The sequence below is a fragment of the Streptococcus sanguinis genome (assembly GCF_003943655.1).
GTDB classification, from domain to species: Bacteria; Bacillota; Bacilli; order Lactobacillales; family Streptococcaceae; genus Streptococcus; species Streptococcus sanguinis_F.
In genome coordinates this window covers 14,015-40,577 of the sequence record NZ_RJMM01000016.1, presented here as the reverse complement: position 1 = coordinate 40,577, position 26,563 = coordinate 14,015, and the positions used below count along the sequence as shown (strand labels likewise).

Here is a 26,563-nt window from a genome sequence, read left to right as displayed (position 1 = left end):
AAATGAAAAATGTCAAAAGTCTTATATCTTCTATGTAAGAAAATATAAGATTTTAAATTTACACACACCTTAATTCTCTTCATTTAGAGCTAATTATTCGATTTTCACAATTTAAAAAATAAGGATACAGTACTGAAAGCTCCTATTGTCTGGCTTTTCTCTCTGTATCCTTATTGTATCTCAAGTTCCTTCTCTCAATTTCTCAATCATGACCAAGAAAGGCGGATTGTTAATCTGATTGATGGTCTTGTAGAGGGCAACGGTGAAGTCTTGCTGAGGCAGCTGACTGACGAAGTCTAGCACCGCATCTTTTTCAACTTCGCCACCTTCATGCCCGTAGTAAATCATGATAGCTGCACGGCCGCCTTTTTGCAAGCCTCGGCAGACCTTTTCCAAAGCTTCCAGCGTCGTATTCGGTCGGGTAATGACTGACTTGTCCGCCGAAGGCAGGTAGCCAAGATTAAAAATCGCTGCCTTGAAATGGTCTGTGTATTGGTCCAGGGTCTCATGGCCAGCCAAGATTAGCTGGGCATTGTCCAAGCCAGCTTCTGCCAAGCGCTGGCGGGTCTTTTCCACAGCCTGCTCCTGAATGTCAAAAGCATAGACTTGCTTGGCCAACTTAGCCAGAAAGAGAGTGTCATGTCCGTTGCCCATGGTAGCGTCCACAACAGTATCTTCCTTGGTCACCACTTCTGCCAAAAAGGAATGGGCCATCTGTAAAGGTCTTAACATACGAATTTCTGCTCCTTTGCTTTACAGCCTTGTTTGCTGCCACGACGACGCATTTCTGCTTCAATGGCATTGAGAACTTCCCATTTATTAAGGCTCCACATAGGGCCAATCAGCATGTCTCGCGGAGCATCGCCCGTGATACGGTGGATGACGATATGCTCGGGGATAATCTCCAGCTGGTCGCAGATGATGGAGACATACTCCTCCTGACTGAGCAGCTGCAGCCGCCCCTCATGATAATCCCGCTGCATACGGGTATTAGTCATCAAGTGAAGCAAGTGGAGCTTAATCCCCTGAATGTCATTATCCGTCACACAGCGGCGGACATTCTCCAACATCATGTCATGGGTCTCACCCGGCAGGCCATTGATCAAGTGAGAGACAATCTCCGCCTTGGGAGCCAGTCTACGGACTCGCTGGACCGTCTCTACATAAAGATCATAAGAATGGGCACGATTAATCAAATCTGAAGTCTCCTCATAGGTAGTCTGAAGCCCCAGCTCTACAGTCACATGCATGCGCTCAGACAGGTCAGCCAAGTAGGCAATGGTCTCATCAGGCAAACAGTCCGGCCGAGTACCGATGTTAAGTCCCACAACACCAGGCTCATTTATAGCTTGCTCATAGCGCTCACGGATAACTTCTAGCTTCTCATGCGTATTGGTGAAGTTCTGGAAATAGACCAGATACTTGCGAACATCTGGCCACTTACGGTGCATGAAGTCAATTTCCTTATAGAATTGCTCCCGAATGGGCGCATCCGGCGCCACAATGGCATCGCCTGAACCCGAAACGGTACAGAAAGTGCAGCCTCCATGCGCTACCGTCCCATCCCGATTGGGACAGTCAAAGCCCGCATCGATGGGCACCTTAAAAGTCTTTTCTCCAAAAAGTTTTCGATAATAATCATTCAAAGCATTGTAAGATTTCATACCTTTCATTCTACCACAAAAAAGACCTGAGAAACAAAAATTCCCTCTTTCACAGGGAAAGAAGGAAATCACCGTTCCCACAAATAGACTTTCAAATCCACACAACCATTAGCCTTCAAGTCCACTCCTTCAGCCCAGAGCAAGTGCCTCTGGTCTTCCCAGCCAGGTGCGAGACGCCCTGCAGCATTGACCACCCGATGGCAAGGATGCTTGCCGACATAAAGTTCCGATTGACTGAGAACCTTTCCCACCAAGCGAGCGTTTTTAGGCCGACCAATCAAACGGGCAATCTGGCCATAGGTTGCCACGCGCCCAGAGGGAATGGTATCTACTAATGCCAAAATAGCATCAATGAGTTCTTGATTCAAATTGGACATTCTGACCTCCTAATCTTGTTTGTTCCTATCTTAAAGAAAGGGATTTTCTTTGTCAAGACAAAAAGGCCAGCAAAGCCAACCTTTCGTATCTATATTTATTTCTGCTTTCCCTTGAAACGCCACTGAAAACGCAGCTTGTCATAAAAGGGAAATTCGATATTGAGAATGGCAAAGCCCATCAAGGCCCCTCCGATAACATCTGTCGGATAGTGCACGCCCAGATAGACTCTGGAGGCCATAACAGTGAAGATATAGACCAGAAGCAGGCCTTGTACCAAGCGCTTGATTTTTTGGTTTTGAATCCGTTGCTGAGCGATAATAATCAAGGTCCCAAGAACAATGGCTGTCGCCATGGAATGTCCGCTCGGGAAAGAGTAACCGCCCTCTTCGACCAAATGCGAAAGACTCGGTCGGCTTCTGTGGTAAACGAGTTTAATCATCTTAATCAAAATCCCATGTAAGACCAGATTTCCCGCTAGCAAGGCAGCTTCCAGCTTCCATTTTTTATAAAGGAAAAACAGGACAAGAGCTGAAACCCAGATGATAATCCCCATCGGATCAATCACACTGGTCACTAGTTTGAAAAATGTCGTCAAAGCTGCAGGCAAGTCTCCCCGCAGCCAGGTCTGAATCGGGGTGTCAAAGCTGGTCAGTTGCTCAGGATAAAACTTGACCATGTAGCCTAGTATGACGAAAAGTAAAAGGGCAAAAGAGCCCTTTGTTAGATAAGATTGTTTATTTTTCATAGCGTTTTAGGACGGGCTGCAAGAGCGTGTAAATTAGCCAAAAGACGATAGCCCAAATCACTCCTTCTAATAGGTTAAAAGGGACAATCATAGTCAGCAGATACTTGGATAGGCCATATGTTTTATAAATATCAAAACCAGCAAATCTCGCAAAGAGAGGAACTGCATAAATGACATTTAAAACGATCATAGTGACAGTTAGACCAAGTGTTGCTACCAGAGAAGCCTTCACATAGTCAGACAAGTTTTTCCTTTTTTTCCATAAGAGTGCAAAAGCAGAAACAAATACAGCTACTGCCAATATATTCATGGGGAGACCGATAAGAGTGTCTATACCATGATTATTCAAAGCTAGCTTTAAGACAGAGCGAATCAAGAGCACTGCCAGAGAGCTTTTGAAATCCAAGACCACCAAAGCCAGTAAAATCGGAATAATTGAAAAATCCAACTTTAGAAACTCGGTTATCAAGGGAATCTCATAAAGCATGAGTAGAAATGATAGAGCAGATAAAACTGCTACAATCGCCAACTTACGAGTATTTGTCATCACAGGTTCCTCCAATTTATAAAAATTAGAGAAGCCGGAAAGGCCACTGAAAAAAGCTTGTCAGCTAATGATTATTTAGTATAAGGCTCCGCCCTTAAATAAAGATTAAACGGCAAGATTGCTTCACTGCCTCTCGTCTTCTCCCATCCAGACTATACTGTCGGTTGTGGAATCTCACCACATCAGCTTGCGCTCGCGGACTTGATTTGGCATTGAGGAAAAAACATTTTCCAAGCCAAAAGTTACCGCCGGTCGGGAATCTCACCCAGCCCTGAAGACATCATTATCATAACAAAAAAAGCCTGCCAGAGCAAGCAATTTGATTGATGTAATTAATAATGTTTCAACAATAGTATTCTATCTCTTAGGAAAATTTACTGCTTAGATGCATTCATTCCGCTACTTCAGCTTGTCCGCTTCATACTCATGTACCAAATCTAAGCCAGCAAAATTTTGCTGACGCAGGGCTTCATAGACAATCATACAGACTGTGTTTGAAACGTTGAGGCTGCGGACATGCTGGTCGTTCATGGGAATACGCAAAGCCTTTTCTGGATGACGACGCATAAATTCCTCTGGCAGTCCCTTGTCCTCACGACCAAACATAAAATAGTGCGAACCTTCTGCTGAAAAGTTTTCCTCAGAATAGACCTTCTCTGCAAACTTAGAAATCAGATAAAGTCGGCCATCCATCTGCTCCATAAAATCGTCTAAACTGTCATAGTAGGTGATGTCTAGCTTATCCCAATAGTCCAGCCCCGCCCGTTTCATCTTGCGGTCATCAATGGGAAAACCCATGGGCTTGATGATGTGAAGCGGTGAATTAGACGCAGCGCAAGTACGGGCGATATTGCCGGTATTCTGCGGAATCTGAGGCTCAAAAAGAACGATATGATTTTTCATAATAAGAATATTTTCCTAGTATTTTTCTTTAGATAAAAAAATAGCCACACTGCCCGGAGTCAAGCTCAGCAAACAGCGTGGTTAAGGCTTCATTAACTTACATCACAACAGGTTTGAGGTAAACCAATGAAGGTACTCATTTAGTATAACACTTTCAGCCTACAAGTCAATAAAAACGGCTCAAAAAATTCTAGTTTTTTTAAAATTTTCATAGGAAGATACCATTTTTGTAAAAAAATATTCGGAATTCTATAAATAACTAGACTATTCTGTATTATATAGATGAAATTTAAATGAAAAAAGAGTATGATAGATACATACTTTGGAGGAATCTAAACTTATGAAAATTATCGTTGTTGGCGGCGGGAAGGTCGGAACGGCCCTCTGTCGCTCCTTAGTGGCTGAAAAACATGATGTTATCCTGATTGAGCAGGATGAGGCTGTTCTCAACCAGATTACCAAACGCTATGATATTATCGGTATTTCTGGCAATGGTGCTAACTTTAAAATCCTAGAACAGGCAGATGTTGGGCACTGTGACATTTTCATCTCTATGACCGAGCATGATGAGGTCAACATGGTTTCAGCTGTCCTAGCCAAGCGGATGGGGGCTAAGGAAACTATCGTCCGAGTGCGCAATCCTGAGTATTCCAACCCTTACTTTAAGGAGAAGAACATCCTGGGCTTCTCGTTGGTGGTCAATCCTGAGCTCCTAACTGCTCGCTATATTGCTAATAACATTGACTTCCCTAATGCTCTGTCAGTAGAGCATTTTGCCAATGGCCGGGTGGCACTGATGGAGTTCAAACTCAAGGAAGACAGCAATCTCTGCCAGATGAATATTTCCCAGTTCCGTAAGAAATTTGGAAATATCATTATCTGTGCTATTGAGAGAAAAGGGCACTTGGAGATCCCTGATGGCGACTTCACTCTAGAGGCCGGAGACAAGATCTATGTAACAGGTAACCGCCTAGACATCGTTCAATTCCACAATCTGGTGCGTCCACGGGTTGTTAAGAGCCTGATGATTATCGGGGCTGGCAAGATCGCTTATTACCTGCTCAATATTCTCAAAAACAGTAAAATTGAGCTTAAAATCATTGAATCCAATCGCGAGCGGGCAAACTTTTTCAGTCAGGAATTTCCTGATCTCTATGTCGTCCATGGAGATGGTACTGCCAAGGACATCCTGCTGGAGGAACGCGCCAATAACTTTGATGCCATCGCTACCCTGACTGGTGTGGATGAGGAAAATATCATCACTTCCATGTTCCTTAATAATCTAGGTGTACAGAAAAACATCACCAAGATTAACCGGACTAGTTTGTTGGAAATCATTGATAATCAAGATTTTGCCAGCATCGTGACACCTAAAGGTATCGCTGTTGATACCATTATGCACTTTATCCGCGGTCGCTACAATGCTCAATTCTCTAACCTAGAAGCTCTGCACCATGTAGCCAATGGCCAAATTGAAACCCTGCAATTCCAAATCAAGGAAGAAAACAAGATGACTGGTACTCCTCTGTCTCAGCTTCATCTGAAGAAAGATGTCCTGATTGCGGCCATTATCCGTCAAGGCAAAGCCATCTTCCCTACCGGTGATGACGACCTGCAAGTCGGAGATAAGATTATCGTTACCACTCTGCTGCAAAATATCACGCAGATTTACGATCTGTTAGCGAGGTAGGCCCATGAATAGATCTATGATTCGCTACCTGCTGGCAAAATTACTGCTGATTGAGGCGGCACTGCTGATTGTACCCATTATTGTAGCTCTAATCTACGGTGAACCTTTAAAGGTCTTTCTCTCTATCGGGGCGACCATGGCCATCCTGCTAGTTTTAGGTGGCATAGGCTCTTATTTCAAGCCTAAGGACCTGCATATCTACGCCAAGGAAGGGGTGCTGATTGTAGCCCTTTGCTGGATTCTTTGGTCCTTTTTCGGAGCCCTGCCCTTTGTTTTTTCCGGGCAGATTCCAGACGTTATTGATGCTTTCTTTGAGATCAGCTCTGGCTTTACAACCACGGGAGCGACTATCCTTAACGATGTCGGTGTCCTCTCCCATTCGCTGCTCTTCTGGCGCAGCTTTACTCACTTAATCGGAGGGATGGGAGTGCTGGTCTTTGCCCTAGCTATTATGGACAATGCCAAAAATGGTCACTTGGAGGTCATGAAAGCGGAAGTTCCGGGCCCAGTCTTTGGCAAGGTTGTGTCCAAGCTCAAGAGTACGGCCCAGATTCTTTATATCATTTATCTGGCTCTCTTTGCTATCTTTGCGCTGCTTTATTTCCTAGCGGGTATGCCTCTCTTTGACAGCCTTGTGATTGCCATGGGAACAGCTGGTACGGGAGGATTCACCGTATACAATGACGGTATCGCCCACTATAACAGCTCGCTGATTACTTATCTAGTCAGCTTTGGAGTTTTAGCTTTCGGGGTCAACTTCAATCTCTACTATTACTTGCTGATTCGTAAGTTTAAAGCTTGCTTTGAAGATGAGGAGCTCAAGGGCTATCTCTGGATTGTATTTCTTTCCACAGCCTTGATTGCCTTTAATGTCTTCCACCTCTATCAAGGCTTTGCCAAGAGCGTGGAGATTTCCTTCTTCCAAGTAGCCAATGTCATCACAACAACTGGATTTGGCTATGGCGATACAGTCAAATGGCCGCTCTTTTCTCAGGTTATCCTGCTCCTGCTCATGTGTATCGGGGGCTCAGCTGGATCAACAGCTGGGGGATTCAAGGTCATTCGGGGAATTATCATTTCCCGCATTGCTAAAAATCAGATTCTATCTACCTTATCACCTAATCGCGTCCTGACCTTGCATATCAATGGTGCGGTCATTGACAAGGATACTCAGCATAAGGTACTGAAATACTTAGCCGTTTATATCTTGATTATTCTAGCTCTCATTTTCATTGTCAGCTTGGATAATAATAACTTTATGACGGTTGTCAGCGGGGTTCTCTCTTGCTTCAACAATATCGGTCCTATGATTGGGACGACAGATAATTTTTCTATCTTTAGTCCTTTTTCTAAACTTCTGCTAGCATTTGCTATGATTGGTGGTCGCTTAGAAATCTACCCGATTCTCCTGCTCTTCCTGCCTAAGACCTGGTCTAGAAGATAGGAAATATTCGGAGAATATATATAAAAGTCTCACTAGCTAAATCGCTAGTGAGACTTTTTTCTTGTATTATTTCTTCTCAGACTGAAACGGTCTGGTACAGGATCCTCTCCTGGCTGAGACCAGGGATGACATCGGAGAATGCGCGCCAAGCCCATCAAAACTCCTTTAGCACCATGCTTCTGGATAGCTTCTATCATATAGTTAGAGCAGGTGGGCCGAAAGCGGCAAGATGGAGGAAAAGCAGGGGAGATGAAGCGTTGATAAAAGCGGACAGGAGCAATAAGCAGTTTCTTTATCATTTCTTGGTCTTGGTTACAGCCAGTGTATGCAGCTGGCTGACTTCTTTCTTGCTGAGTTTTCGATACTCACCAGGCTTGAGGCCAGTTAAGTCCAAATGACCAAAGCGAGTCCGTGACAGCTTATCTACTTGCAATCCGACCGCCTGGAACATCTTCTTGACCTGATGGTTACGGCCTTCGTGGATGGTCAGCTGAATGACCGAGCGATTTTTCGCCGGGTCAACCTTGATAATCTCATAAACCGCTGGCTTGGTTTTGCGCCCCTCTATCTCAATACCACGAGTTAGAGGACGAAGAACTTCTTTATTGGCCAATCCTTTGACACGCGCCACATAGACCTTATCAATCTCATTACGGGGATGAATCATCTCGTCGGTAAAATCTCCGTCATTGGTCAGAATGAGAATGCCAGAAGTATCCCAGTCCAAACGACCGACCGGATAAATCCGCTCCTTGACCTGAGGCAAGAGCTCCACGACCGTCTTACGTCCCTTGTCATCACTGACAGAGGAAATGACCCCGCGCGGCTTATTGAGGAGGTAATAAACCTTCTCTTCGTTGTAGATAGGCTGGCCTTCTACTTCCACACGATCGCCAGACTTGACGTTCGTCGCCAGCTCACGTACCACTTGGCCGTTTATACTGACCTTCCCCTGCCTGATTAGCTCTTCTGCCTTACGGCGGCTGGCTATCCCAGCATGAGCGATGTATTTATTGATTCTCATCGATATCTGTCCTTTCAATAAAGAGCTGGCTTTCTTCAGCAACTAGCTCTGTTTCTTCGACAATCGGCAGCTCATCTAGGTGATTGATCCCCATATAGTCTAAGAAATAATCCGTTGTCACATAGAGATTCGGCCGGCCAATGACTTCCTTTTTGCCATCTTCTCGAACCAGTTCAAAAGCCAAGAGCTTAGCTAAAGCACCGCTAGAATTAACCCCGCGGATGTCATCTATTTCTACCCTTGTAATCGGCTGCTTATAGGCAATGATAGACAAGGTCTCAAGGGCCGCCCGCGACAGACTTTGATTGATCGGAGCCCTCGAATAGGCCCGAAGAATCTCAGCAAACTCTGGCTTTGTGACCAGCTTGTATGTCTTTGAGGTTTCCAGCAGGGTCAGGCTAGAGTCTGGATTGGCTTCATATTGCTCAGCCAACTTCTCCAAACTCTGAATAACCCCGGTCGGCGGCAAAGAAAGGATTTCTGCCAATTGATGAACCTTGAGTCCATCTTCTCCCGCCACAAAAAGCAGGGCTTCAATCTCTGCTAACTTACTCATTTCCTCTTCCTACTAAATAAATATTTCCAAAATTTTCTTCCTGAATGACTTGCACTTCCTGCACCTTGACTAATTCCAAGGTCGCCAGAAAGAGTGTGATAACTTCATTCATGTCTTTGGTCTCTGCGAAAATTTCCTGCAAAGCCAGGCGGCTCTTACCTGCACAGCGCTGACGCACGACATCCATCATGTCCTCAATCTTGTACTCGTCTCGCACAATGGTTGTATGACTTTTAGAAAACTCCTCTTGCTTCTTGGCGATAACCTTGGAAAAAGCCAAGAACAGATCTATCGTTGATTTGTCATGTAGGAGCTCAGCGTCTTCATAAACCAGCTCCAGCTTGGGCTTAGAGTAATAAAGAGCCCGGTCATCATGCTGGAGCGACATTTTCTCTCCCAAAAGTTTGAACCTGCGGTATTCCTCAATCTGGCTCAAGAGGTCTTGCTCTAAATCATCTTCCAGCTCAGCATTATCCGCCACCTTAGGCAGAAGCTTGCGGCTCTTAATCAGCATGAGCTGGCTTGCCATGACCATGTACTCGCCCGTCACTTCCAGCTTCATGGCCTGCAAGGTAGCTACATAAGCCAGATACTGCTCGATGACCTCCGTAATGGGCACATCATAAATATCCACCTGGTACTTAGATACGAGGTGGAGCAGCAGGTCCAACGGGCCTTCAAAATCTTTTAGTTTGATATCCATTTTTATCTGTATTTTTCTAGTGTAATCATGGTTTTCAAGCCCAAATCTTGGGCAATATCATAGAGGCCAATCCCCTTCTCCCGCTGGCGCAAAATAAACTGCTCACGCAGGCTTTGGGCAGATAGACTGGCTTGTCCTTGCTCAATCAAGAAGGCCTCTAGCTGACGGAAGCCCCATTGACGAGAATAGGATTTGCCGTTTTTCTCAAATAAATATGTTCCTGTCAGATAGTCTTCCAACTCACCCGTCAGGCTCTCAGGAATCTTGATGACCCGCTTCTGACCGGCCTTTTCAATCTTCAAAACCTGAAAATCAAGATTGACATCCGCCACTCTGACCTGCAGAATCTCACTGGGCAGCAAGCCCATTTCCAAGATAAGAAGAGCCATCAGCCGCCCCCTGGGAACGCTTGATTCCTGCCAAAAAGCAGACAGATTCAGCAGTTCATTTTCCTGCTCCTTTGATATGGAAACCTTGGGCAGGACCAAGCGGTGAAACTCCTCAATAAGCTGCTGCTGATAAAGGAAGTAGAGAAACTGATTGACTGCTGAGAGCTTGCGCTTCTGAACAGCTACTTTAAAATCCTTGATAGAGGCCTGATAAATCCGCAGATTGGTCTCGGTAATCCGGCCTTGTACTTCCTCGATAAACTGCTCCAAATCATAAGAATAGGCAATTTTAGAATTTTCTGAGATGTTTTTTTGATTTAAAAACGGTCTAATGTATTCTTTCATTTTTTGCGAATTTCGTACTTTTTGCTAAAGCCGTGCAACAAGGAATTGACAGCTTTCAAAATGGACTTTCTAGTAATAATTCCGTAAAAATGCTGATCCTCGCCCACAACCGGCAGGAAGGACTCGTCGACCAGCTTATGAAGCACATCTGATACAGTATAATCTGGTCCAACTGTCAAGTCGTCCATTTTGGTCATGTGGACGATGTCTGTCATCATGAATTCCTCTTCTGGCAAATCATGGCGCATGCGATAAGACATGATGTCGGTCAGGGAAATCGTGCCAACAAACTTTTTATCTGCTGTCACGACTGGTACACGTGAGTATGTCATCTGGCTCAGCAATAGGATAGCATGATCTACATTATGGGTGTCAATCATAACCGCCAGATTTTCCCCAGGCGTCAAAAAAGTTTCTTCATGTTCCAGCAGATAGTCTTCAAATTCCTTAGCAATCATCGGCTAAACTCCTTGGACAAGCTTGGATAAAGTTCATGATTTCGTGTATAGAAATCAACTTTAAAGCGGTCATCATCAATCTCTACCTTAGCGTAGAGACATTCGTTGATCAGGCCGCGTGGCTGGCTGATGGAGCCCGGATTCAGAAAGAGCGTTTTACCTTCCATTCGAGCATCTGGGATATGCAGGTGACCATAGAGACAGATGTCTGCATTAACCTCTTGCGCCCACAAATCCAGCTTTTGAAAGGAAAAGTTGATATGAAAGAGATGCCCGTGAGTCTGGGCAATAATAGTCCCCGCCAAATCCGTCACCAAGCGTTCTGGATAGCCGTCGTAAAAGTCCATATTCCCTTCAACAACCTGAATCCCTTGCCATACCTCATCATCAGAAGGAAGCTCAGAGTCTCCGTTATGGAAAATCGCATCTACCTTTCCAATATAATGATTCCTAATCTCTTCAACAATAGCACGGTCGCCATGAGAATCACTCATGACTATAATGGTTTGCTTTGCCATGCTGGAAATACCTCCACTAATTTCTTAACTGCCTGAGCCCGATGAGATTGCGCATTCTTTTCTTCCATCGTTAGTTCGGCAGACGTTTTTCCTGTTTCTCCCACTAAGAACAAGGGATCATAGCCAAAACCATTTTCCCCTTTTGGCTCATGGGCAATGTAGCCCGGCCAATCCGCTTCAACTACCAGAGACTCCCTGTCAGGACTGGCCACCACTAGGGTCGTATGAAAATGGGCAGAGCGATCTTTGACATCAAACACCATAGCCAATTCATGCAAGAGCTTGATGTTGTTTTCATCATCTGTCGCACCTACTCCAGCGAAGCGAGCCGACCAGACGCCAGGCAAGCCGCCTAAAACATCGACCTGCAGACCCGAGTCGTCAGCTAGCACCATTTTACTGGTCAACTTACTGATTGTCTCCGCCTTGAGCCGCGCATTTTCCTCAAAGGTAGTTCCAGTCTCTTCGACTTCTGGCAAGTCAGGATAATCATTGAGATTTTCAACCTTATAGCCCAGCTTATCAAAGAGTTTGCGAAACTCTGCTGTCTTACCTTCGTTGCGAGTCGCAATCAAGATGGTATCTCCGACAGCCATCTCGGTCTCCTGCCCCTGACCAAAAAAGTCGGTCATCTTAACCCCATCCTTGGACAGGAAGAAGACCTTGCGCAGCAAGTCCTTTTCTGTAATCAGAATAGCTCCCTTATGACTGGTCGCCTTAAAATCCCGCTTCTGACGGTCGTTAATCATATTGAGGACAAACTGGATATAGGACATAGGCGAGCCGTATTTGACTACAACTGTGGTAAAGGCGTTGTATTCTTCATCCAAATCTCGCTCAATCAGCTCACACAACTCTGCATCAATATGCTCCAAGAGCCTGTAAGGGATATCATTGAAATGATAGCCTGCCTTGCGAAAGCGGGTCCATTCTCCGATATACCAATTGTTCTCGTCAATGTATTCATAAATTTTATTTGTCATAAGCTTACATGCTCCACATTCACTTTCAGGCCCAGCCAGCTATCTGCAATCTCCGAAAAGCTTTTAGCATTGGCAGTTGTGTAAAATTGGTGGTTGAGCTCCTGTTTTTCCCGGCTGCGGTTGATTTCAAAGTAATTGAGCAGGACAGAAATATCCCGTACGCACTCTGCCCCGCTGTCAATCAGCTTCACATCCGGTCCCATCCTATTTTGAATGATAGGCCGGAGCAAGGGATAGTGGGTACATCCCAAGACCAGGGTATCTACCCGGCCAACCAGAGGCTGCAGGGTTTCATAGACAACTTTTTTGGTAAGACTGGAATGAAGTTCATTGGACTCTACCAAAGGTACAAACTTAGGACAGGCCAAACTTTCCACCTGCATCTCCGGCGAGAGCGCTTCAATCTTCTGACGATAAATATCAGAAGAAACAGTCATTGGCGTTCCAATAACACCGATGCGGCCGCTGGCAGTTGACTTAATAGCCGCGCTAGCCCCCGGCAGAATCACGCCCAGTACTGGAATATCCAGTTTTTCCTTCACTTCTTCCCAAACAACAGCAGTCGCTGTATTGCAGGCGATAACAATCATCTTAACATCCTTGGTCAGGAGGAAGTTGACCAATTGCCAGGTATAAGCGCGAATCTGCTCAGCAGGCCTAGGGCCGTAAGGAGCCCGCGCTGAATCTCCGATATAAATGACCTCTTCGTGGGGGAGCTGCCGCATGAGCTCACGGACTACAGTCAAACCGCCCACTCCTGAGTCTAAAAAACCGATTGGTCGATTATCCATAAGGTCTTCTTTCTAAAACAAGGGACTGGAAGCAGATTCCAAATCCCCATTTTTTTATAGATTTTCTCTACTGGTATTAACAGCCAGCCACTAGAAAATTATTTTTTCTTTTTGCTCTTAGCAAGCGCAGCTTTCTGCTGGCTGATAATTTGACGATAGACTTGCTGCACTTTCGCTTCATTTGGCCGTTGGCCGCTAGCGCTCAGCAAGGTCCGAACTGCTTCTACATTCAGACGCGGATTTTCTGCAAATTCCTTCTCAACTTGCCGACGAAGCAAATACATACCCAAAATCACGCCTCCAGCAAATGCTGCCATAATCAAGAAAATTGCTAAAACTAAATTCATATCGAGAACTCCTCTATTTCCATTTTTACATTGCTCTTCATTATATCAAATTTTCTCTATTTTTCAAAATCAAAGCCATACAGTGTCGCAAAATAATCTTCTGGTTTTTCTGCCCGACGAATCATGCGAACATTGCCATCTTGTTCCAAGAGAATTTCGCTGGAGCGGAGCTTGGCATTGTACTGATAACCCATAGAGAAACCATGAGCACCAGTATCGTGAATCACCAGTGTATCACCGATTTGACTGACGGGAAGCGAGCGATTAATAGCAAATTTGTCGTTATTCTCACAGAGGCTGCCGACAACATCCACAATTTCTGTCTCACCCTCAGGTCGATCCATATTGGTAATGTGGTGATAAGAACCGTACATGGCAGGACGCAGCAGATTGACCGCAGAGGCGTCCACCCCCAGATAGGTTCGGTAGGTCTGCTTCTTATGGGTAACCTTGGTGACCAGCAGGCCATAAGGCGCCAGCATAAAGCGACCCAGCTCCGTATAAATCTTGACCTGTCCTAGACCAGCCGGTGTCAGAATAGCTTCATATGCCTGACGAACTCCTTGACCAATGACCGCAATGTCATTTTCCTCACCTTCAGGCTGATAATTAATGCCGACACCGCCAGAGAGATTGATAAAGTCTAACTCAACTCCTGTCTCATCCACTACTTCCACAGCCAGCTCAAAAAGCTGACGAGCCAGCTCAGGGTAGTAGTCATTGCTGACAGTATTTGAGGCCAAGAGAGCATGAATGCCAAACTTCTCAGCTCCCAACTCCTTGAGCTCTTTGAAAGCCTGAATCAGCTGGTCCTTGGTCATACCAAACTTGGCTTCTTCTGGATTATCCATAATGCTGGTTCCCAGCTCAAAGACACCGCCAGGGTTGTAACGGCAGGAAATGACCTTGGGAATACCAGCGGCTTCCTTTAGAAAAGCTACATCTTCATAAGCATCCAGATTGATAGTCGCTCCTAGGTCACGCGCAAACTGAAATTCCTCAGCTGGTGTGTTATTGGACGAAAACATGATATCCTGTCCAGCAAAGCCCAGCTTTTGGCTCATGAGCAGTTCGACATAGCTGGCACAATCCACTCCACAGCCTTCTTCTTTGAGGATTTTTAAAATAGCAGGATTGGGAGTAGCCTTGACAGCAAAATACTCTTTAAAGCCTGGATTCCAAGAAAAGGCCTCATGCAGGGCACGCGCTCTTTCCCGAATTCCCTTCTCATCATAAAGATGGAAAGGGGTTGGAAACTGAGCCGTAATCTCAGCTAGCTTTTCATGACTGACAAAAGGAGTTTTCATACTATTCTCGCTTTCTATTTGCTGGGTTTATTATACCATAAATCCATAGGAGAAACAAAAAGCACTGGAGCAAACGCCCAATGCTTGAGTCTTATTTAGCTGAGTTATTTGTTTCTTCCAAAAATACGTAGCAAGCTGAGGAAGAGATTAATGAAGTCCAGATACAGATGCAGAGCCAGCGAAATTGCCCAGCCATTCCCTGGATTGCCATTGGTCTGCTCATAGACATAGCGGATTTTCTGATTGTCCCAAGCGATGAGTCCTGAGAAAATAAGGACACCAACGATACTGATGATAAAGTCCAAGCCACTGCTTCTCAAGAAGATATTAAGGAAGCTAGCAGCGATAATACCAATCAAACCGGCCATACATGCTCTGCCCATTCCGGAAAGATCCTTCTTGGTCACCTTGCCGATGAAGCCCATAGCAAAGAACATAACGGTCGTTGTCAGAAAGGCTAAGAGAACAGTTGACTGAAGATACAGCGCCATGATAATACTTAAGGTGAAACCATTGATGGCTGAATAAGCTAAAAACATAGGCAACGCCGCTGGGCTATTGCTCCGAGCAGTTCCAGATGCTACCAACACAAGGATAAACTCAACTGCAATAGCTGCATAGAAAATCCAAGTGGAGCCTGTCAGAACAGAGATAATAATGTCCTGAAAGAAGTTTAGCATCAAGAGGGACACGATTGCTGAGATTCCGATACCGACACCAACGATAGAATAAATCTTAGCATAGAAAGAATTAATATCTGATTGATCTTGAATAATAGAATGATTCATAGTTACTCCTTTTATAATAAAACATTTACGGTTTCAGCATCTTTCGATGAAAGAGCTTGCGATTACCGCCCTTGCGTCTCCAAGGTGCCGTCGCTTCTTTGACGGCCCAATACTTGTCCACCATCGTCACAACGAATGATTCTTTGTAGCGAGGCGGTGCCAAAGTCAGGCCCCACATATGCTTGACGATAATGTCCTCTTCGACCTTATTGAGCTTGGTAATCTTACGAGCATTTCGAACTGCCAGCCGGGGATGAACCCAAGCATGACTCTTCTTAAACTTGGTTACACGCCAGTCATAGTAGAATAAGTCATGAAGCAGGGCACCGCGTGCCGTGCTGCGAGCATTCCAACCAAATTTTTTGGCAATTCTGTAACTAGTATAACTTACATTGATGGAATGTTCAAGTCTATTGGAATGAATATGATGGGGAATTTCTTTCAGGCGCTGAACACTGGGCTTTTCAATCAAGTGCCCAACATAGGCCATAAATTCCTCGTCCTTTTTGTAAGGCATAGAATCACCTCCCTTGCCAACTATTATATCTCTTTTTCTGATTTTTAGCTTAAATGAAAGATTAAAATACCAGCAGCGACGGCAACATTGAGACTCTCTGCCTGTCCCTTCATGGAAATATGGACCAGAACATCAGCTGCTGTCGTCATTTCTGAACTAATTCCCTGACCTTCATTGCCCATGACTAGGACAAAGCCCTCTTTACTATCCACCTCTCTGTAATCGATAGATGTTGACGACAAGGTCGACGCTAGAATTGGCAGACTGGAAGACTGAGCCAGTCGAATAAAATCAGCTGTATCCAACCGATAAACTGGCAGATGGAAATGGCTCCCCTGCATAGAGCGCAGCGTTTTTAGGTTATAGATATCTGCCGACGAGCTAGAGATGAAAACCCCGTCAAAACCAGCTGCATCCGCAGTCCGAATGATGGTGCCGACATTACCTGGATCCTGAACGTCCTCCAAGAAAAGATAGCGTCCACTTAACTCCGATGGTATTTCTTCCCTTTCAAAAGCCACTTCCGCGACAATGCCCTGTGGCGTCTTACTATCAGCCAAATCTGCTAAAATCTCTGGACTGACAAAGATCACCTGAGAAAAATCAGCTAATCGCTCTGCGTATTCTGCTAAAGCAAAAATCCGAATCAGCTCTGCCCGGCTGCTGACAGCTTCCTCAAATAAATGCCAGCCCTCGATCAAATAAGAATCCTTGCGGTATTTTTTGTGATGAAGTTTTTTAGCTTTTTTTACCACATTATTGGCTTTTGAGGTTATAATATTCATAAGAACATTATACCACAATTTAGCAGACTTGCACTCATACTGAGGGCTTAAATCCCCTCGGTTCGCTCACTAAAGGAGGACACCATGCAGAAGGTAAAAATGATAGCCCAAGGACGAGTACAAGGGGTTGGTTTCCGCTGGGGAGTCTATTCTCTAGCGCTGGAAATCGGAGGTATTACCGGCCGGGTCTGGAACAACGACGACGGTACTGTTGGCATTCTGGCTCAGGCTGATGACCCAGCTCTGATGGCCAAATTTATCCAGGAAATCCGCAAGGGACCGACACCTTTTTCTAAGGTCAGTTATTTGGACGTAACCATGGCTAATTTCGACTCCTATCCTGACTTTAAAATTTCAAATTAGGTCTGCAGAACTATTGTATATTTTGCAAAAAAACAGTAGAATAGATAGGTATTATTTTTTAGAAACAAAGGATATGAACTCGTGAAACATTTCAAACGCTTTTTATTCTCCGGTATGGGACTGGCTGCGCTTCTTTTCCTGTCCGGCTGTGTGGGCCGCGACAAGGCCGGCAATCCTTCTGGTCTGATCTGGGACGTGATTGGTCAGCCTATGGCGGATGGTATCCAATTTTTCGCCAAGAATTCAGGTCTAGGTTATGGTCTGGCGATTATCATCGTTACGCTCATCGTGCGGATTATCATTCTGCCACTGGGAATCTATCAGTCTTGGAAGGCAACGCTTCAGTCTGAAAAGATGAACTACTTCAAGCCGATTTTCGCCCCAATCCAAGAGCGAATCAAAAATGCTGAGACTCAGGAAGAGAAAATGCAGGCTCAGCAAGAACTGATGGCTGCTCAAAAAGAAAATGGACTCAGCATGTTTGGCGGTATAGGCTGTCTGCCTCTGCTCATCCAAATGCCTTTCTTCTCAGCCCTCTTCTTTGCAGCTCAGTATACTCAAGGAGTTGCAGGCAGTTCTTTCCTCTGGATTAAAGACCTAGCCAAAAGCGATTGGGCTTTGACTGCCATTGTCGGTATTCTCTACTATATCCAGTCAGTGCTCTCTCTGCATGGTATTGAAGATGAAACTCAAAGAAACAGCATGAAACAGGCTTCTTATATGAGCCCTATCATGATTGTTGGTTTCTCATTCCTCTCTCCTGCCGCAGTCACTCTCTACTGGGTAGTCGGTGGATTTATCCAAATCATCCAGCAATTTATCATCAACTACATCATTCGACCTCGCCTGAGAAAACAGGTAGCAGAGGAATTTGAAAAAAATCCTCCTAAAGGCTTGAAAAAAGCTAGCCGGGCTAAAGATGTCACTCCAAAAGCTCAACCGGCTATTGAGCAAAAGAACAAAAAGAAAAAGAACCGCAATGCTGGTAAGCAACGGTCAAGATAAAGAAAAATTCTTCTAGCTAATACTAGAAGAATTTTTCTTTATCTCAAGTAAGAATCAGCGTAACCGATACAAAAAGCTCAGCAAACAAAGCAATAACTGATTAACGAGGTGACTCTATCACAGTAAAACGGTAAAGCCAATCAAGCCTTTCTTATACGAAACCCAAATCCTGCCCTTAAAAATCCGAACCAGACTTTCTGCCATGGATAGGCCAATCCCGTAGCCAGGCTGCTTCTGATTGTGTGATTCGTCTTCGCGATAGAAACGGTCAAAGAAACGACTGTAATCAACATTTTTACCGTCCGCATAGCTATTGGCTACCGTCAAACGGGCTCGTTTCCCGCGCTTAGCCTTGGTCAGGGTGACAAAAATTTGCCCATCATCATCACAATACTTGCAGGCATTGTCAATCAGAATGCTAACCAATTCATAAAGTTCATCTTCAGTTGCCTTGACATGGATGTCTTCCTGCAGCTTGATCTCGTACTTCTTGCCTGCCTTCTCAATAACAGACTTGAAGTTTCCTGCTACTTTTTTGACAACTTCTGAGAAATTCACATCTACCAAGGTAACATCTGGCTGCTCTTCCAGACGGGCCAGAACAACCATTTGATTGATTAGGTTGCTGAGACGCTTGACCTGGTCCTTGGTGCTTTCTGTCCATTCATTTTCGCCAGTCATCAGCTCTTGCAGCTCTGTATTGGCTGAAATGATTGCCAATGGCGTCTTCAGTTCATGTCCAGCATTGGTAATGAAGCGCTTTTGGTTTTCATAGTTTTTGATATAGGGACGGATGGCAAAGTTAGAAAATCCAGACACGACTAAGACAAAGAAAATAAAGCTATAGAAACATAACTGGATAGACAGCCAGAAAAAGTCATTGCGGCTTTCGAGATAATTAGTCGAATCTAAGACCACCAGTAAATAGCGCTTGGTCTTGGAATCCTGCGTTATCTGGTAGGAATAAAATTGACTGCCTACCTTAAAAACCCCACTGCTGCGGCTGTTCTTAATCACTTTGTTAGCATAGCTGAGCGCCTGCTCCTTAGATAGATTGGAAAGATGGTCCAAGTTAGAGGAGTAAAGTGTTTTGTCCTCGTTATAGACCACGCTAAAATAGCGGTATTGGTAGATCGTGTCAATGGTGATACGGTCGTTTTGCAAGCTCTCTGCCGTTTCTTCTACGCTGGGAAAATCTCCATTATTGGCAGATAGAATATTGAGAACGGCTTGGATTTCTCCGTTGGTCTGCAGAAAGCGAACGGAGTTTAAGACAGCAATCATGGTCAGCAAAATACAAACAATAGCCGCCGAAGCCAGCAGAATGAACCGAATTTTAAGCTTCCGAAACATGGCCATCTCCTTCCAGCGGCACCAAAGTGAAACTGCCGCCTTCCTCACCCAAGATAGCAAGATCAGCATGAATAGCCTTCAGCTTCTGACGCAAATAGGAAATATAAATCCAGACGAAGCCTTCGTCCAAATCCTCATCCTCGTCTTTGGACCAAACATGGCGGAAGATTTCCTGAGTAGAAAGACTCTTCTGGGCATTAAGCATGAGAAATTCCATCATTCTAGATTCCTTACCGGCTAGGCGGATGGAGTTGGAGCTAATGAGTTCATGTTCTCCGACATTGAGACTGGTTTGGCCAATCTGCAGCAAATTGGGGGTGAACGTCGCTACCCGTCTTGACATAGACCGCAGGCGAGCCAGAAGCTCTTTCAGAGAGAAGGGCTTGGTCAGATAATCATCTGCACCGGCATCCAGCCCTGTGACCTTGTCATCTACCTCAGACATAGCTGTCAGCATGATGACATGGGTCGTATTGCCGGTTTGGCGGATTTCTTTCAATGCTTCAATGCCTGTCTTAACCGGCATCATGATATCCAGAATCATCAAATCATAGGCATTTATTTTGGCCAAGTCCACAGCTTCTTGCCCATCAAAGGCTGTATCAACCTGATAGCCTTCATGGGTCATCGCCGTTTCCAAGACACGGGACAGCTGCTGCTCATCTTCTGCTAATAAAATCTTCATCATCTCACTCACTTTCTCGAATCAAATTGCGGATGGTCTGCATGGTCACATCACAGGATGCCAGCTCATCTGCACAGCGTTTCAGCTCACGAACAATCCGCTTGCTGTCTTTAATCTCATGCTTGTACTTCATCTGATGCTCTAAGCTGGCCCAAGAATCCATAGCAATGGTCCGAAGTTGGATTTCTACAAAATAGCGGCCAGGATTTTGACCATGACAGTCCTCATAAGGAGTCTCCACCTCTAATATCAAGTGGTAGGAGCGATACCCATTGGGCTTGGCAGCTCGGATATAGTCCTTTTCCAGAACAATCCCACAGCCCTCCAGCTGACGAAGCACCTCAATAGTCTGATAGATGTCCTCAATAAAACCGCAAACAATCCGAATCCCAATCGCATCACGAATTTCTTTTAGGGCTGACTCTGGCGTCCTAGGCAGATTCTTGCGTTGACATTTCTCTTCCATACTGGCTGCCTGCTTGACCCGTGCATTAAAATGCTCAAAAAGCTTCTGCCCTGTTTCCTGCTTGACTCGATCATTAGCCTCTTGAATACGCTGACTAAGATCATCTAAAATCTTGGGCAGATAGACGCCGTATTTCCCATAAATATCTTGCTCTTGCATACAGTTCTCCTACTTTTCTAGCTTATTCTCATTATAGCATAACCATCTGTCTTTTCTCTATTTTTCCCCTGCTCTTCTTATCTAGCCTATACTCTCTATCTTAAAAGAAATGAAAAAAGAACCAGTCTTCTAGCCAGTTCCTTTTGGTATTTATTAAACGGTTTTTTCAACCTTGAGAATTTTAACGTCGTAGCTGCCAACCGGTGTTTCGACTGTTGCAGTATCACCTGTTTTCTTGCCAATCAAAGCTTGTCCAATCGGGCTTTCATTAGATACCTTGCCTGCAAATGCATCTGCACCAGCAGAACCAACGATAATGTAGACTTCCTCTTCGCTTTCGCCTACTTCTTGGATAGTAACTGTTTTTCCGATAGCTACCTCGTCCTTGGCTACAGCGTCACTGTTTACAATCTCAGCGTAGCGGATCTTGGTTTCCAGACTAGAAATCTGACCTTCCACAAAAGCCTGTTCGTCCTTTGCAGCTTCGTATTCACTGTTTTCTGACAAATCGCCGTATGAGCGGGCAATCTTAATACGTTCTACCACTTCTGGACGACGCACCAATTTCAATTCTTCTAATTCTTTTTCTAGTTTTTCCTTTTCCTCTAGGGTCATAGGATAAGTTTTTTCAGCCATTTTTTCTCTTTTCTTTTATTTTCTTTTATTTTAAAACTAAAACAAGAGGCTGAGACAAGTCTGTATCAGTCCCTTTTTTATATAGCAGGACTGAGAAAGCTAGAACTAGCTGCCCTAGCCTTCCCTCGTCTGCAATAACAGCATTTAATCAGTGCTGCTGGATTGAGTGAGCTTGCTGTTGACATGCTCCTCAACATTTTTAGCGTGTTCCTCATAAGTATTAGCGAAGTAAACAGCGCCTGTTTCAACATTTGCCACAAAGTAGAGGTAGTCCGTCTTACTTGGATTAATGGTAGCTTCCAAAGCTGACATGCTTGGACTATCAACTGGCCCAGGCATAAGCCCTTCTTTTTTATAGACATTGAAAGGCGAGTCGATATTGGTATCAATTTCAGCGTCCTCTTTCAAAGTCGTTTTCTTTCCTAGCTTGCCTTGAGCATAGAGGATAGCGATATTACTCTGAAGCGGCATCGCTTGATTGAGACGATTATAAAATACGCTGGCAATATCTTTGCGGTCCTGGTCTGTTGAACCTTCTTTTTCTACCAGAGAAGCAAGTGTCAGAACTTCATTAACCGTTAGGTTCTTCGCTTCGATAGTAGAGTAGTAAGAAGACAGATTGGTATTCATAGCACCCAACATCTGGTCAATCAAGCTTTCCAGATCCGCATCCTCACCATAGTTATAAGTGGCAGGGAAGAGGTAACCTTCTAAGCGGTACTTGACTCCGCTGTCCTTGCTTGGCAATGTTCCCAGCAGCTGTGGATATTTAGCCGCCATCTTGGAAATGAAAGCTTCATCCTGCACCTTAGCTAGAAAATCATCCTTGCTAAAAGGTGTCTTACTAGTCTTTTTAGAAGTTGCAGCTGCATTAACCGTCACAGCCTCTGCAATCTGCTCCAGTGTATATCCTTCAGGGATAGTAACCTTACCAACAACTGGTGGTTGCGGCGTATCTGTTCCACCTTCCTGAAGCTGCCGAGCAATGGTATCTAGATCCATACTCTTCTGGAGATTGTAATAGCCAGACTGATAATTGTTAAAGCTTTTAATCTTGGAATAGAGACTAAAAACTTGGGCATTTTTAATCAGCCCCTTTTTCTCAAGGATTTCCCCAATCTGTTTAGAGCTAGAGCCTTCTGGTACTTCAACCGTCACATACTCAGTTGCGTTTGCATCAACAGGTTTAAGAGCTGAAGATACATAAGTATAGCCGACAACTCCTGTGACCACAAGTCCCAGCAGGACAATCAGCAGAACAGTTGTCATAATCCTGCGAGCTAATGTGTTTTGACGTTTTTTCTTGACCGTATTGTTGGCCCGATTAGCCCGAGATAAGACCTCATCGGGTTTCTTATCTTCCTCATCCACTCGGCCATAGACCTGAGGGTGAGCCTTTTCATTCTCTGCAACCTTGTAGGAAACATCTACCGAAGCCGGTCTAGCTTCAAAGTCATCCGCAGCTGCTGTTTCTTTTGCAGAAGCAGAGTCCGCTTCTGACTGGCTAGTTGAAGAGGGAGTTTGTTCTTCCTTTTCTCCAGCTAAGTCTTTCAAAATCTGCTCTTTAAAGCTCAGATTCTTCTCTTTGTCTTGTGATTTTTCAGTCAAAAATTTGACCTCCTTCATCATAATCCCTAACATTATATCTTAAAAGTCAGATAAATGCAATAAGAGTAGGTTTTTCTAGCTTATTATTGGTTTTTTTGCAGTTTGAGACTAGGATTTTCCCAGACCATATCAAACCAAGTAGCACCTGCGTAAGTTGATTGTGAGAAACCTTCATTTACAAAAGCATGTTTTTCGTAGTAAGCGATGAGGTAGTCGTGGCAGGTCAGATTGATACCGTGCCGTTCTTCTGCTATAGCAATCTCTTTCATAGCTTCCAATAGCTCGCGACCAACCCCCATCCCCTGAGCATCTTTCGAGATAGAAAGGCTGATCAGAGATATAAAGCCGCCCTCCAGATGGCCATAATCTTCAATCTCCTCTGTAAAGGAAATATCCTTTAAATAACGTTCTGGACGGACTGGTCCCTCCAGATAGCCTAGAATCTTACCATCCTTTTCCACCACCAAAAAAGTCGAAGATAGGGTTTGGATATGAGCTGCTAGACTTTCTCGGCTAACAGCCTCTTCTGGACTGAAATTTTCCAATTCGATAGCATAAATGGCATCTAAGTCAGCCATTTGAGCTTGACGGATAATCATCACTTCTCCTTAAAATTGGGATTTTCCCACACCATATCAGACCAGACAGCTCCACCATGAGTTGAGTCAGAAATCCCTTCATGGACGAAACCATTCATCTCATAATAAGGTATCAGCTCATCATGACAGGTTAGGCTAATGCCCTGCCGATTTTGCTGAACAGCTGTCTCCTTGAGAGCTGCAAGCAACAAGGTTCCGACCCCCTGCCTCTGAAAATCCGGATGGACGGACAGACTTTGGACGGCAATGAAGCCACCTTCTGGAGGATTAGCACCCACCTTGCTAAAGAGATCATCTGTCAGATATCGCGTCTGAATAGCTGATCCAACAATATAGCCCGCCAGCTGACCATGCAGCTCTGCTAGCAAAAAAGTATCTGGAATCTGCTCAATCCGCTCTTTGAGAACTTCTGAACTGGCTGCCTCTGCTGCTGGAAAATTCAGCTGTTCAATTGCAAGAATTTCCTCCCAGTCGCTCAAGTCGGCCTGCCTAATTCGAATCGGTGCTTCCATCAAGTCTCCTTCTACTGAACATTGCTGGTCAGATTGGACAGGAGACGTTCAAAGGAATATTCATAGGTCTGGATATCTCCAGCTCCCATAAAGACGTAAACGGCATTATCGTGGTCAAGAAGCGGAGAAACATTATCCGCGTCAATGACCTTGGCCCGCTTCACAATCTTCTCAGCCAAATCTTCAACCTTAACATCGCCATTGTCCACCTCACGCGCAGATCCGTAAATCTGAGCTAAATAGACTGAGTCAGCCTGATTGAGGGCTTCCGCAAATTCGTCCAAGAGAGCAATGGTCCGAGTGAAGGTATGCGGCTGGAAGATTGCCACGATTTCCTTGCTTGGATATTTCTGACGGGCTGCATCCAGCGTCGCGATAATTTCTGTTGGATGGTGAGCAAAGTCATCAATGATAACTGTTTCGTTGACAATCTTTTCAGTGAAACGGCGCTTAACTCCGCCAAAAGTCTTGAGGTGTTCCCGAACTAGATTCAGATCAAGACCTGCAGTATACAAGAGGCCGATGACTGCTGTCGCATTCATAATGTTGTGGCGGCCAAAGCTTGGGATCTGGAACTCACCCAGCTCTTGCCCGCGGAAAGAAACTTTAAAGCCTGATCCGCTGGTAGAACGCAAGAGGTCGTGAGCAACAAAGTCATTGCCCTCTTCCTTGAAGCCATAGTAGTAAATCGGGGCGTTGGACGTAATCCGGCGCAATTGCTCATCTTCTCCATAAATGAAGAGTCCTTTGGTAATCTGCTTGGCATAGTCATTGAAAGCGTTAAAGACATCTTCCAGGCTCGTGAAATAATCCGGATGGTCAAAGTCGATATTGGTAATGATCGAATATTCCGGATGATAAGGCATGAAATGACGCTCGTACTCGTCTGATTCAAAGACAAAATACTTGGCATTGGCAGAACCTCGGCCAGTACCATCCCCAATTAAATAGCTAGTATCCGTGATATTGGAGAGAACGTGGGAAAGAATACCAGTTGTAGAGGTCTTCCCGTGGGCACCAGCCACTCCCAAGCTAACAAAGTCACGCATGAAGCTACCTAAAAACTCATGGTAGCGTTTATAGCCAATCCCGTTTGCGTCTGCATAGGCAATTTCTACATTGTTATCTGGACGAAAGGCATTGCCGGCAATGATTTCATAGTCTGGCTGGATGTTCTTTTCATCAAAAGGCAGGATGGAAATGCCAGCTTGCTCCAGACCTCGCTGAGTGAAATAATATTTATCAACGTCACTGCCCTGAACCTTATGGCCCATCTGGTGCAGCATCAAAGCCAAAGCGCTCATACCAGAGCCCTTAATCCCGATAAAATGATAGGTTTTCGTCATGATTACTCCTTAAGATACAAGGCCATAAAAGCAAGTCCAAAGAGGAAAATCTCCGCAGACCCTAATTAGCCCGCAGGGATTTTCTTTCTTTACAAGCTTTTAGGCACCACCAAAACACCAAAGAAGCCGGACCAATCAGTAAGTCCCAGCTTCTAGCATCGATTTTCTTCAACCGATGATGGATGTTATATGCAGATAAATTTTACATTTACATAATCAACTAGCAATTTTCCTTATAAACATCAGAAAATTGCAGGCAGAAAAGACTTGAGCAAGCCAGCTTTAATCGCTGTCCAAGCCTGTCAAGTTCAGCTCTTGAGCCTTAGAATGCTTCAACTGCTCCTCCTTAGCTCTATCCTGATTATAGATCTGACTGGTTTTTAAAAAATCATAATTGTTCTTCTTAGGCTTTTCTTCCGGCTCCTGCGGCTGAGGGCTATACTCAGGCTGAATATCCGCCAAAATATAGTTATCCTGCTGAAGCCTATCGCCAAACTTCGTAAATTCCCCTGATGTATTCTTCTGAAAAGGGGCAGTTGGCTTCGGTCTTTCCGCATTAGAAGCTGTCGGAAGCTTTCTGCTGCGGACCTTAGTCGGAAGGTCGCTGGTCAGATAAGGCGCTGAACGCTTCTTTTTCAAATCAGCCCGAGCTTCCTCGCGTGCCTGCTCAGCATAACGAATGGCCGGATCTTTCTTATCAATCGGCTTTTTAAAATCCTTGAAAGCAGACTGCTTTTGCAGCGGTCTTCTGATAGCCTGACTGGCAGCGATGGGAGCATGCCTGCTGGAGTCCACAATCGGCATCCATTCCAAATAATTACGGTCAGTATAGTCTCCGGTAATGTTGCTAATGAGATCCAGTTCATCATAAAGATTCATATGCGGCATTTCCGTCAGCATGATTTCATCATCTGACACCAGAGGAAATTGTTTATCAGTCATATCTTTT

The 26,563-nt window shown here is 44.8% G+C and carries 33 protein-coding genes and 1 riboswitch; of the genes, 4 read left to right on the top strand and 29 right to left on the bottom strand.

Features of this window, described 5'->3' with window-relative positions:
* Positions 1 to 180: 180 nt before the first annotated feature.
* The 6 genes from mnmM to D8886_RS07700 form a co-directional block, all read right to left on the bottom strand.
* Entirely contained in the window at positions 181 to 732 is a 552-nt protein-coding gene (mnmM, locus tag D8886_RS07725) for a tRNA 5-(aminomethyl)-2-thiouridylate-methyltransferase MnmM (RefSeq protein WP_125434948.1), read from the bottom strand.
* Positions 726 to 1,673: a tRNA modification radical SAM protein MnmL/YtqA gene (gene mnmL / locus D8886_RS07720; protein WP_125434946.1), complete on the bottom strand. Its 948-nt coding sequence runs from the start codon at positions 1,671 to 1,673 to the stop codon at positions 726 to 728. Before mnmL ends, mnmM begins: the two co-directional genes overlap by 7 nt.
* A gap of 59 nt (positions 1,674 to 1,732) precedes the next feature.
* Positions 1,733 to 2,041, bottom strand: a complete 309-nt coding sequence (locus D8886_RS07715) for an MGMT family protein (RefSeq protein WP_125434944.1) — start codon at positions 2,039 to 2,041, stop codon at positions 1,733 to 1,735.
* A gap of 95 nt (positions 2,042 to 2,136) precedes the next feature.
* Positions 2,137 to 2,787: a phosphatase PAP2 family protein gene (locus tag D8886_RS07710; protein ID WP_125434942.1), complete on the bottom strand. Its 651-nt coding sequence runs from the start codon at positions 2,785 to 2,787 to the stop codon at positions 2,137 to 2,139.
* Entirely contained in the window at positions 2,777 to 3,334 is a 558-nt protein-coding gene (locus D8886_RS07705; RefSeq protein WP_125434957.1) for an ECF transporter S component, read from the bottom strand. The genes D8886_RS07710 and D8886_RS07705 overlap by 11 nt, the downstream gene beginning before the upstream one ends.
* Positions 3,335 to 3,465: 131 nt before the next feature.
* A riboswitch (FMN riboswitch) is annotated at positions 3,466 to 3,617 on the bottom strand.
* A gap of 116 nt (positions 3,618 to 3,733) precedes the next feature.
* Entirely contained in the window at positions 3,734 to 4,237 is a 504-nt protein-coding gene (locus tag D8886_RS07700; RefSeq protein WP_125434940.1) for a tRNA (cytidine(34)-2'-O)-methyltransferase, read from the bottom strand.
* Positions 4,238 to 4,577: 340 nt separating this feature from the next.
* On the opposite strand from D8886_RS07700, the gene trkA reads away from it, so the two are divergent.
* Together trkA and D8886_RS07690 are read left to right on the top strand one after the other, a co-directional pair.
* Positions 4,578 to 5,927 (top strand): Trk system potassium transporter TrkA, encoded by a 1,350-nt coding sequence (trkA, locus tag D8886_RS07695; RefSeq protein ID WP_125434938.1) that lies wholly within the window; start codon positions 4,578 to 4,580, stop codon positions 5,925 to 5,927.
* A gap of 4 nt (positions 5,928 to 5,931) precedes the next feature.
* Positions 5,932 to 7,371: a TrkH family potassium uptake protein gene (locus tag D8886_RS07690; RefSeq protein ID WP_125434936.1), complete on the top strand. Its 1,440-nt coding sequence runs from the start codon at positions 5,932 to 5,934 to the stop codon at positions 7,369 to 7,371.
* 44 nt (positions 7,372 to 7,415) lie between these two features.
* Here the strand turns inward: D8886_RS07690 and yidD are convergent, their stop codons facing one another.
* The 14 genes from yidD to D8886_RS07620 form a co-directional block, all read right to left on the bottom strand.
* A complete protein-coding gene (yidD, locus tag D8886_RS07685; protein WP_125434934.1) occupies positions 7,416 to 7,670 on the bottom strand; it encodes a membrane protein insertion efficiency factor YidD in 255 nt (84 codons plus the stop codon).
* The gene (locus tag D8886_RS07680; protein WP_002899743.1) at positions 7,667 to 8,395 is read right to left on the bottom strand and encodes a pseudouridine synthase; all 729 of its coding nucleotides are present in this window, start codon (positions 8,393 to 8,395) and stop codon (positions 7,667 to 7,669) included. Before D8886_RS07680 ends, yidD begins: the two co-directional genes overlap by 4 nt.
* The gene (scpB, locus tag D8886_RS07675; protein WP_002894610.1) at positions 8,382 to 8,951 is read right to left on the bottom strand and encodes an SMC-Scp complex subunit ScpB; all 570 of its coding nucleotides are present in this window, start codon (positions 8,949 to 8,951) and stop codon (positions 8,382 to 8,384) included. Before scpB ends, D8886_RS07680 begins: the two co-directional genes overlap by 14 nt.
* Positions 8,944 to 9,654 carry a segregation/condensation protein A gene (locus tag D8886_RS07670; RefSeq protein ID WP_002905143.1) on the bottom strand — a complete coding sequence of 237 codons (711 nt, stop codon included), beginning with the start codon at positions 9,652 to 9,654 and terminating at the stop codon, positions 8,944 to 8,946. The genes scpB and D8886_RS07670 overlap by 8 nt, the downstream gene beginning before the upstream one ends.
* 2 nt (positions 9,655 to 9,656) lie before the next feature.
* Entirely contained in the window at positions 9,657 to 10,388 is a 732-nt protein-coding gene (gene xerD / locus D8886_RS07665) for a site-specific tyrosine recombinase XerD (RefSeq protein ID WP_125434932.1), read from the bottom strand.
* Positions 10,385 to 10,846, bottom strand: coding sequence for a cyclic-di-AMP-binding protein CbpB (gene cbpB / locus D8886_RS07660; RefSeq protein ID WP_002894606.1), 462 nt, complete (start codon positions 10,844 to 10,846; stop codon positions 10,385 to 10,387). The genes xerD and cbpB overlap by 4 nt, the downstream gene beginning before the upstream one ends.
* Positions 10,843 to 11,364 (bottom strand): metallophosphoesterase, encoded by a 522-nt coding sequence (locus tag D8886_RS07655; RefSeq protein WP_125434930.1) that lies wholly within the window; start codon positions 11,362 to 11,364, stop codon positions 10,843 to 10,845. Before D8886_RS07655 ends, cbpB begins: the two co-directional genes overlap by 4 nt.
* Positions 11,343 to 12,347 carry a nucleoside-triphosphate diphosphatase gene (locus tag D8886_RS07650; RefSeq protein ID WP_125434928.1) on the bottom strand — a complete coding sequence of 335 codons (1,005 nt, stop codon included), beginning with the start codon at positions 12,345 to 12,347 and terminating at the stop codon, positions 11,343 to 11,345. Before D8886_RS07650 ends, D8886_RS07655 begins: the two co-directional genes overlap by 22 nt.
* Positions 12,344 to 13,138, bottom strand: coding sequence for a glutamate racemase (gene racE / locus D8886_RS07645; protein ID WP_125434926.1), 795 nt, complete (start codon positions 13,136 to 13,138; stop codon positions 12,344 to 12,346). The genes D8886_RS07650 and racE overlap by 4 nt, the downstream gene beginning before the upstream one ends.
* A gap of 98 nt (positions 13,139 to 13,236) precedes the next feature.
* Positions 13,237 to 13,485, bottom strand: coding sequence for a YneF family protein (locus tag D8886_RS07640; RefSeq protein ID WP_002894600.1), 249 nt, complete (start codon positions 13,483 to 13,485; stop codon positions 13,237 to 13,239).
* Between the two features lie 56 nt (positions 13,486 to 13,541).
* Positions 13,542 to 14,792 (bottom strand): diaminopimelate decarboxylase, encoded by a 1,251-nt coding sequence (locus D8886_RS07635; protein WP_125434924.1) that lies wholly within the window; start codon positions 14,790 to 14,792, stop codon positions 13,542 to 13,544.
* Positions 14,793 to 14,896: 104 nt separating this feature from the next.
* A complete protein-coding gene (locus D8886_RS07630; protein ID WP_002913238.1) occupies positions 14,897 to 15,580 on the bottom strand; it encodes a Bax inhibitor-1/YccA family protein in 684 nt (227 codons plus the stop codon).
* 25 nt (positions 15,581 to 15,605) lie between these two features.
* Positions 15,606 to 16,097 carry an HD domain-containing protein gene (locus D8886_RS07625; RefSeq protein WP_049553184.1) on the bottom strand — a complete coding sequence of 164 codons (492 nt, stop codon included), beginning with the start codon at positions 16,095 to 16,097 and terminating at the stop codon, positions 15,606 to 15,608.
* A 44-nt stretch (positions 16,098 to 16,141) separates the two neighbouring features.
* Complete coding sequence (locus D8886_RS07620; protein ID WP_125434922.1) at positions 16,142 to 16,882, bottom strand: TrmH family RNA methyltransferase; 741 nt, start codon at positions 16,880 to 16,882, stop codon at positions 16,142 to 16,144.
* A gap of 84 nt (positions 16,883 to 16,966) precedes the next feature.
* Here D8886_RS07620 and D8886_RS07615 point away from each other — a divergent pair, with 84 nt between their 5' ends.
* A complete protein-coding gene (locus D8886_RS07615; RefSeq protein ID WP_002897016.1) occupies positions 16,967 to 17,245 on the top strand; it encodes an acylphosphatase in 279 nt (92 codons plus the stop codon).
* An 81-nt stretch (positions 17,246 to 17,326) separates the two neighbouring features.
* On the top strand, positions 17,327 to 18,250 hold the full coding sequence (yidC, locus tag D8886_RS07610; RefSeq protein ID WP_002909077.1) for a membrane protein insertase YidC: 924 nt from the start codon (positions 17,327 to 17,329) through the stop codon (positions 18,248 to 18,250).
* Positions 18,251 to 18,367: 117 nt separating this feature from the next.
* On the opposite strand, the gene D8886_RS07605 is transcribed toward yidC, so the two are convergent.
* The 9 genes from D8886_RS07605 to zapJ form a co-directional block, all read right to left on the bottom strand.
* Positions 18,368 to 19,603: a sensor histidine kinase gene (locus D8886_RS07605; RefSeq protein WP_125434920.1), complete on the bottom strand. Its 1,236-nt coding sequence runs from the start codon at positions 19,601 to 19,603 to the stop codon at positions 18,368 to 18,370.
* Complete coding sequence (locus tag D8886_RS07600; RefSeq protein ID WP_312023312.1) at positions 19,587 to 20,288, bottom strand: response regulator transcription factor; 702 nt, start codon at positions 20,286 to 20,288, stop codon at positions 19,587 to 19,589. The genes D8886_RS07605 and D8886_RS07600 overlap by 17 nt, the downstream gene beginning before the upstream one ends.
* A 4-nt stretch (positions 20,289 to 20,292) precedes the next feature.
* On the bottom strand, positions 20,293 to 20,913 hold the full coding sequence (locus D8886_RS07595) for a GTP pyrophosphokinase (RefSeq protein ID WP_125434916.1): 621 nt from the start codon (positions 20,911 to 20,913) through the stop codon (positions 20,293 to 20,295).
* A gap of 153 nt (positions 20,914 to 21,066) precedes the next feature.
* Positions 21,067 to 21,549, bottom strand: coding sequence for a transcription elongation factor GreA (gene greA, locus D8886_RS07590; RefSeq protein ID WP_002894584.1), 483 nt, complete (start codon positions 21,547 to 21,549; stop codon positions 21,067 to 21,069).
* Positions 21,550 to 21,693: 144 nt separating this feature from the next.
* Positions 21,694 to 23,190 (bottom strand): endolytic transglycosylase MltG, encoded by a 1,497-nt coding sequence (gene mltG / locus D8886_RS07585; RefSeq protein WP_125434914.1) that lies wholly within the window; start codon positions 23,188 to 23,190, stop codon positions 21,694 to 21,696.
* Positions 23,191 to 23,240: 50 nt separating this feature from the next.
* The gene (locus D8886_RS07580; protein ID WP_125434912.1) at positions 23,241 to 23,756 is read right to left on the bottom strand and encodes a GNAT family N-acetyltransferase; all 516 of its coding nucleotides are present in this window, start codon (positions 23,754 to 23,756) and stop codon (positions 23,241 to 23,243) included.
* The gene (locus D8886_RS07575; protein ID WP_125331116.1) at positions 23,756 to 24,268 is read right to left on the bottom strand and encodes a GNAT family N-acetyltransferase; all 513 of its coding nucleotides are present in this window, start codon (positions 24,266 to 24,268) and stop codon (positions 23,756 to 23,758) included. The genes D8886_RS07580 and D8886_RS07575 overlap by 1 nt, the downstream gene beginning before the upstream one ends.
* 11 nt (positions 24,269 to 24,279) lie before the next feature.
* Positions 24,280 to 25,614 carry a UDP-N-acetylmuramate--L-alanine ligase gene (gene murC / locus D8886_RS07570; protein ID WP_125434910.1) on the bottom strand — a complete coding sequence of 445 codons (1,335 nt, stop codon included), beginning with the start codon at positions 25,612 to 25,614 and terminating at the stop codon, positions 24,280 to 24,282.
* A gap of 282 nt (positions 25,615 to 25,896) precedes the next feature.
* On the bottom strand, positions 25,897 to 26,556 hold the full coding sequence (zapJ, locus tag D8886_RS07565) for a divisome accessory protein ZapJ (protein WP_002914526.1): 660 nt from the start codon (positions 26,554 to 26,556) through the stop codon (positions 25,897 to 25,899).
* Positions 26,557 to 26,563: the final 7 nt, after the last annotated feature.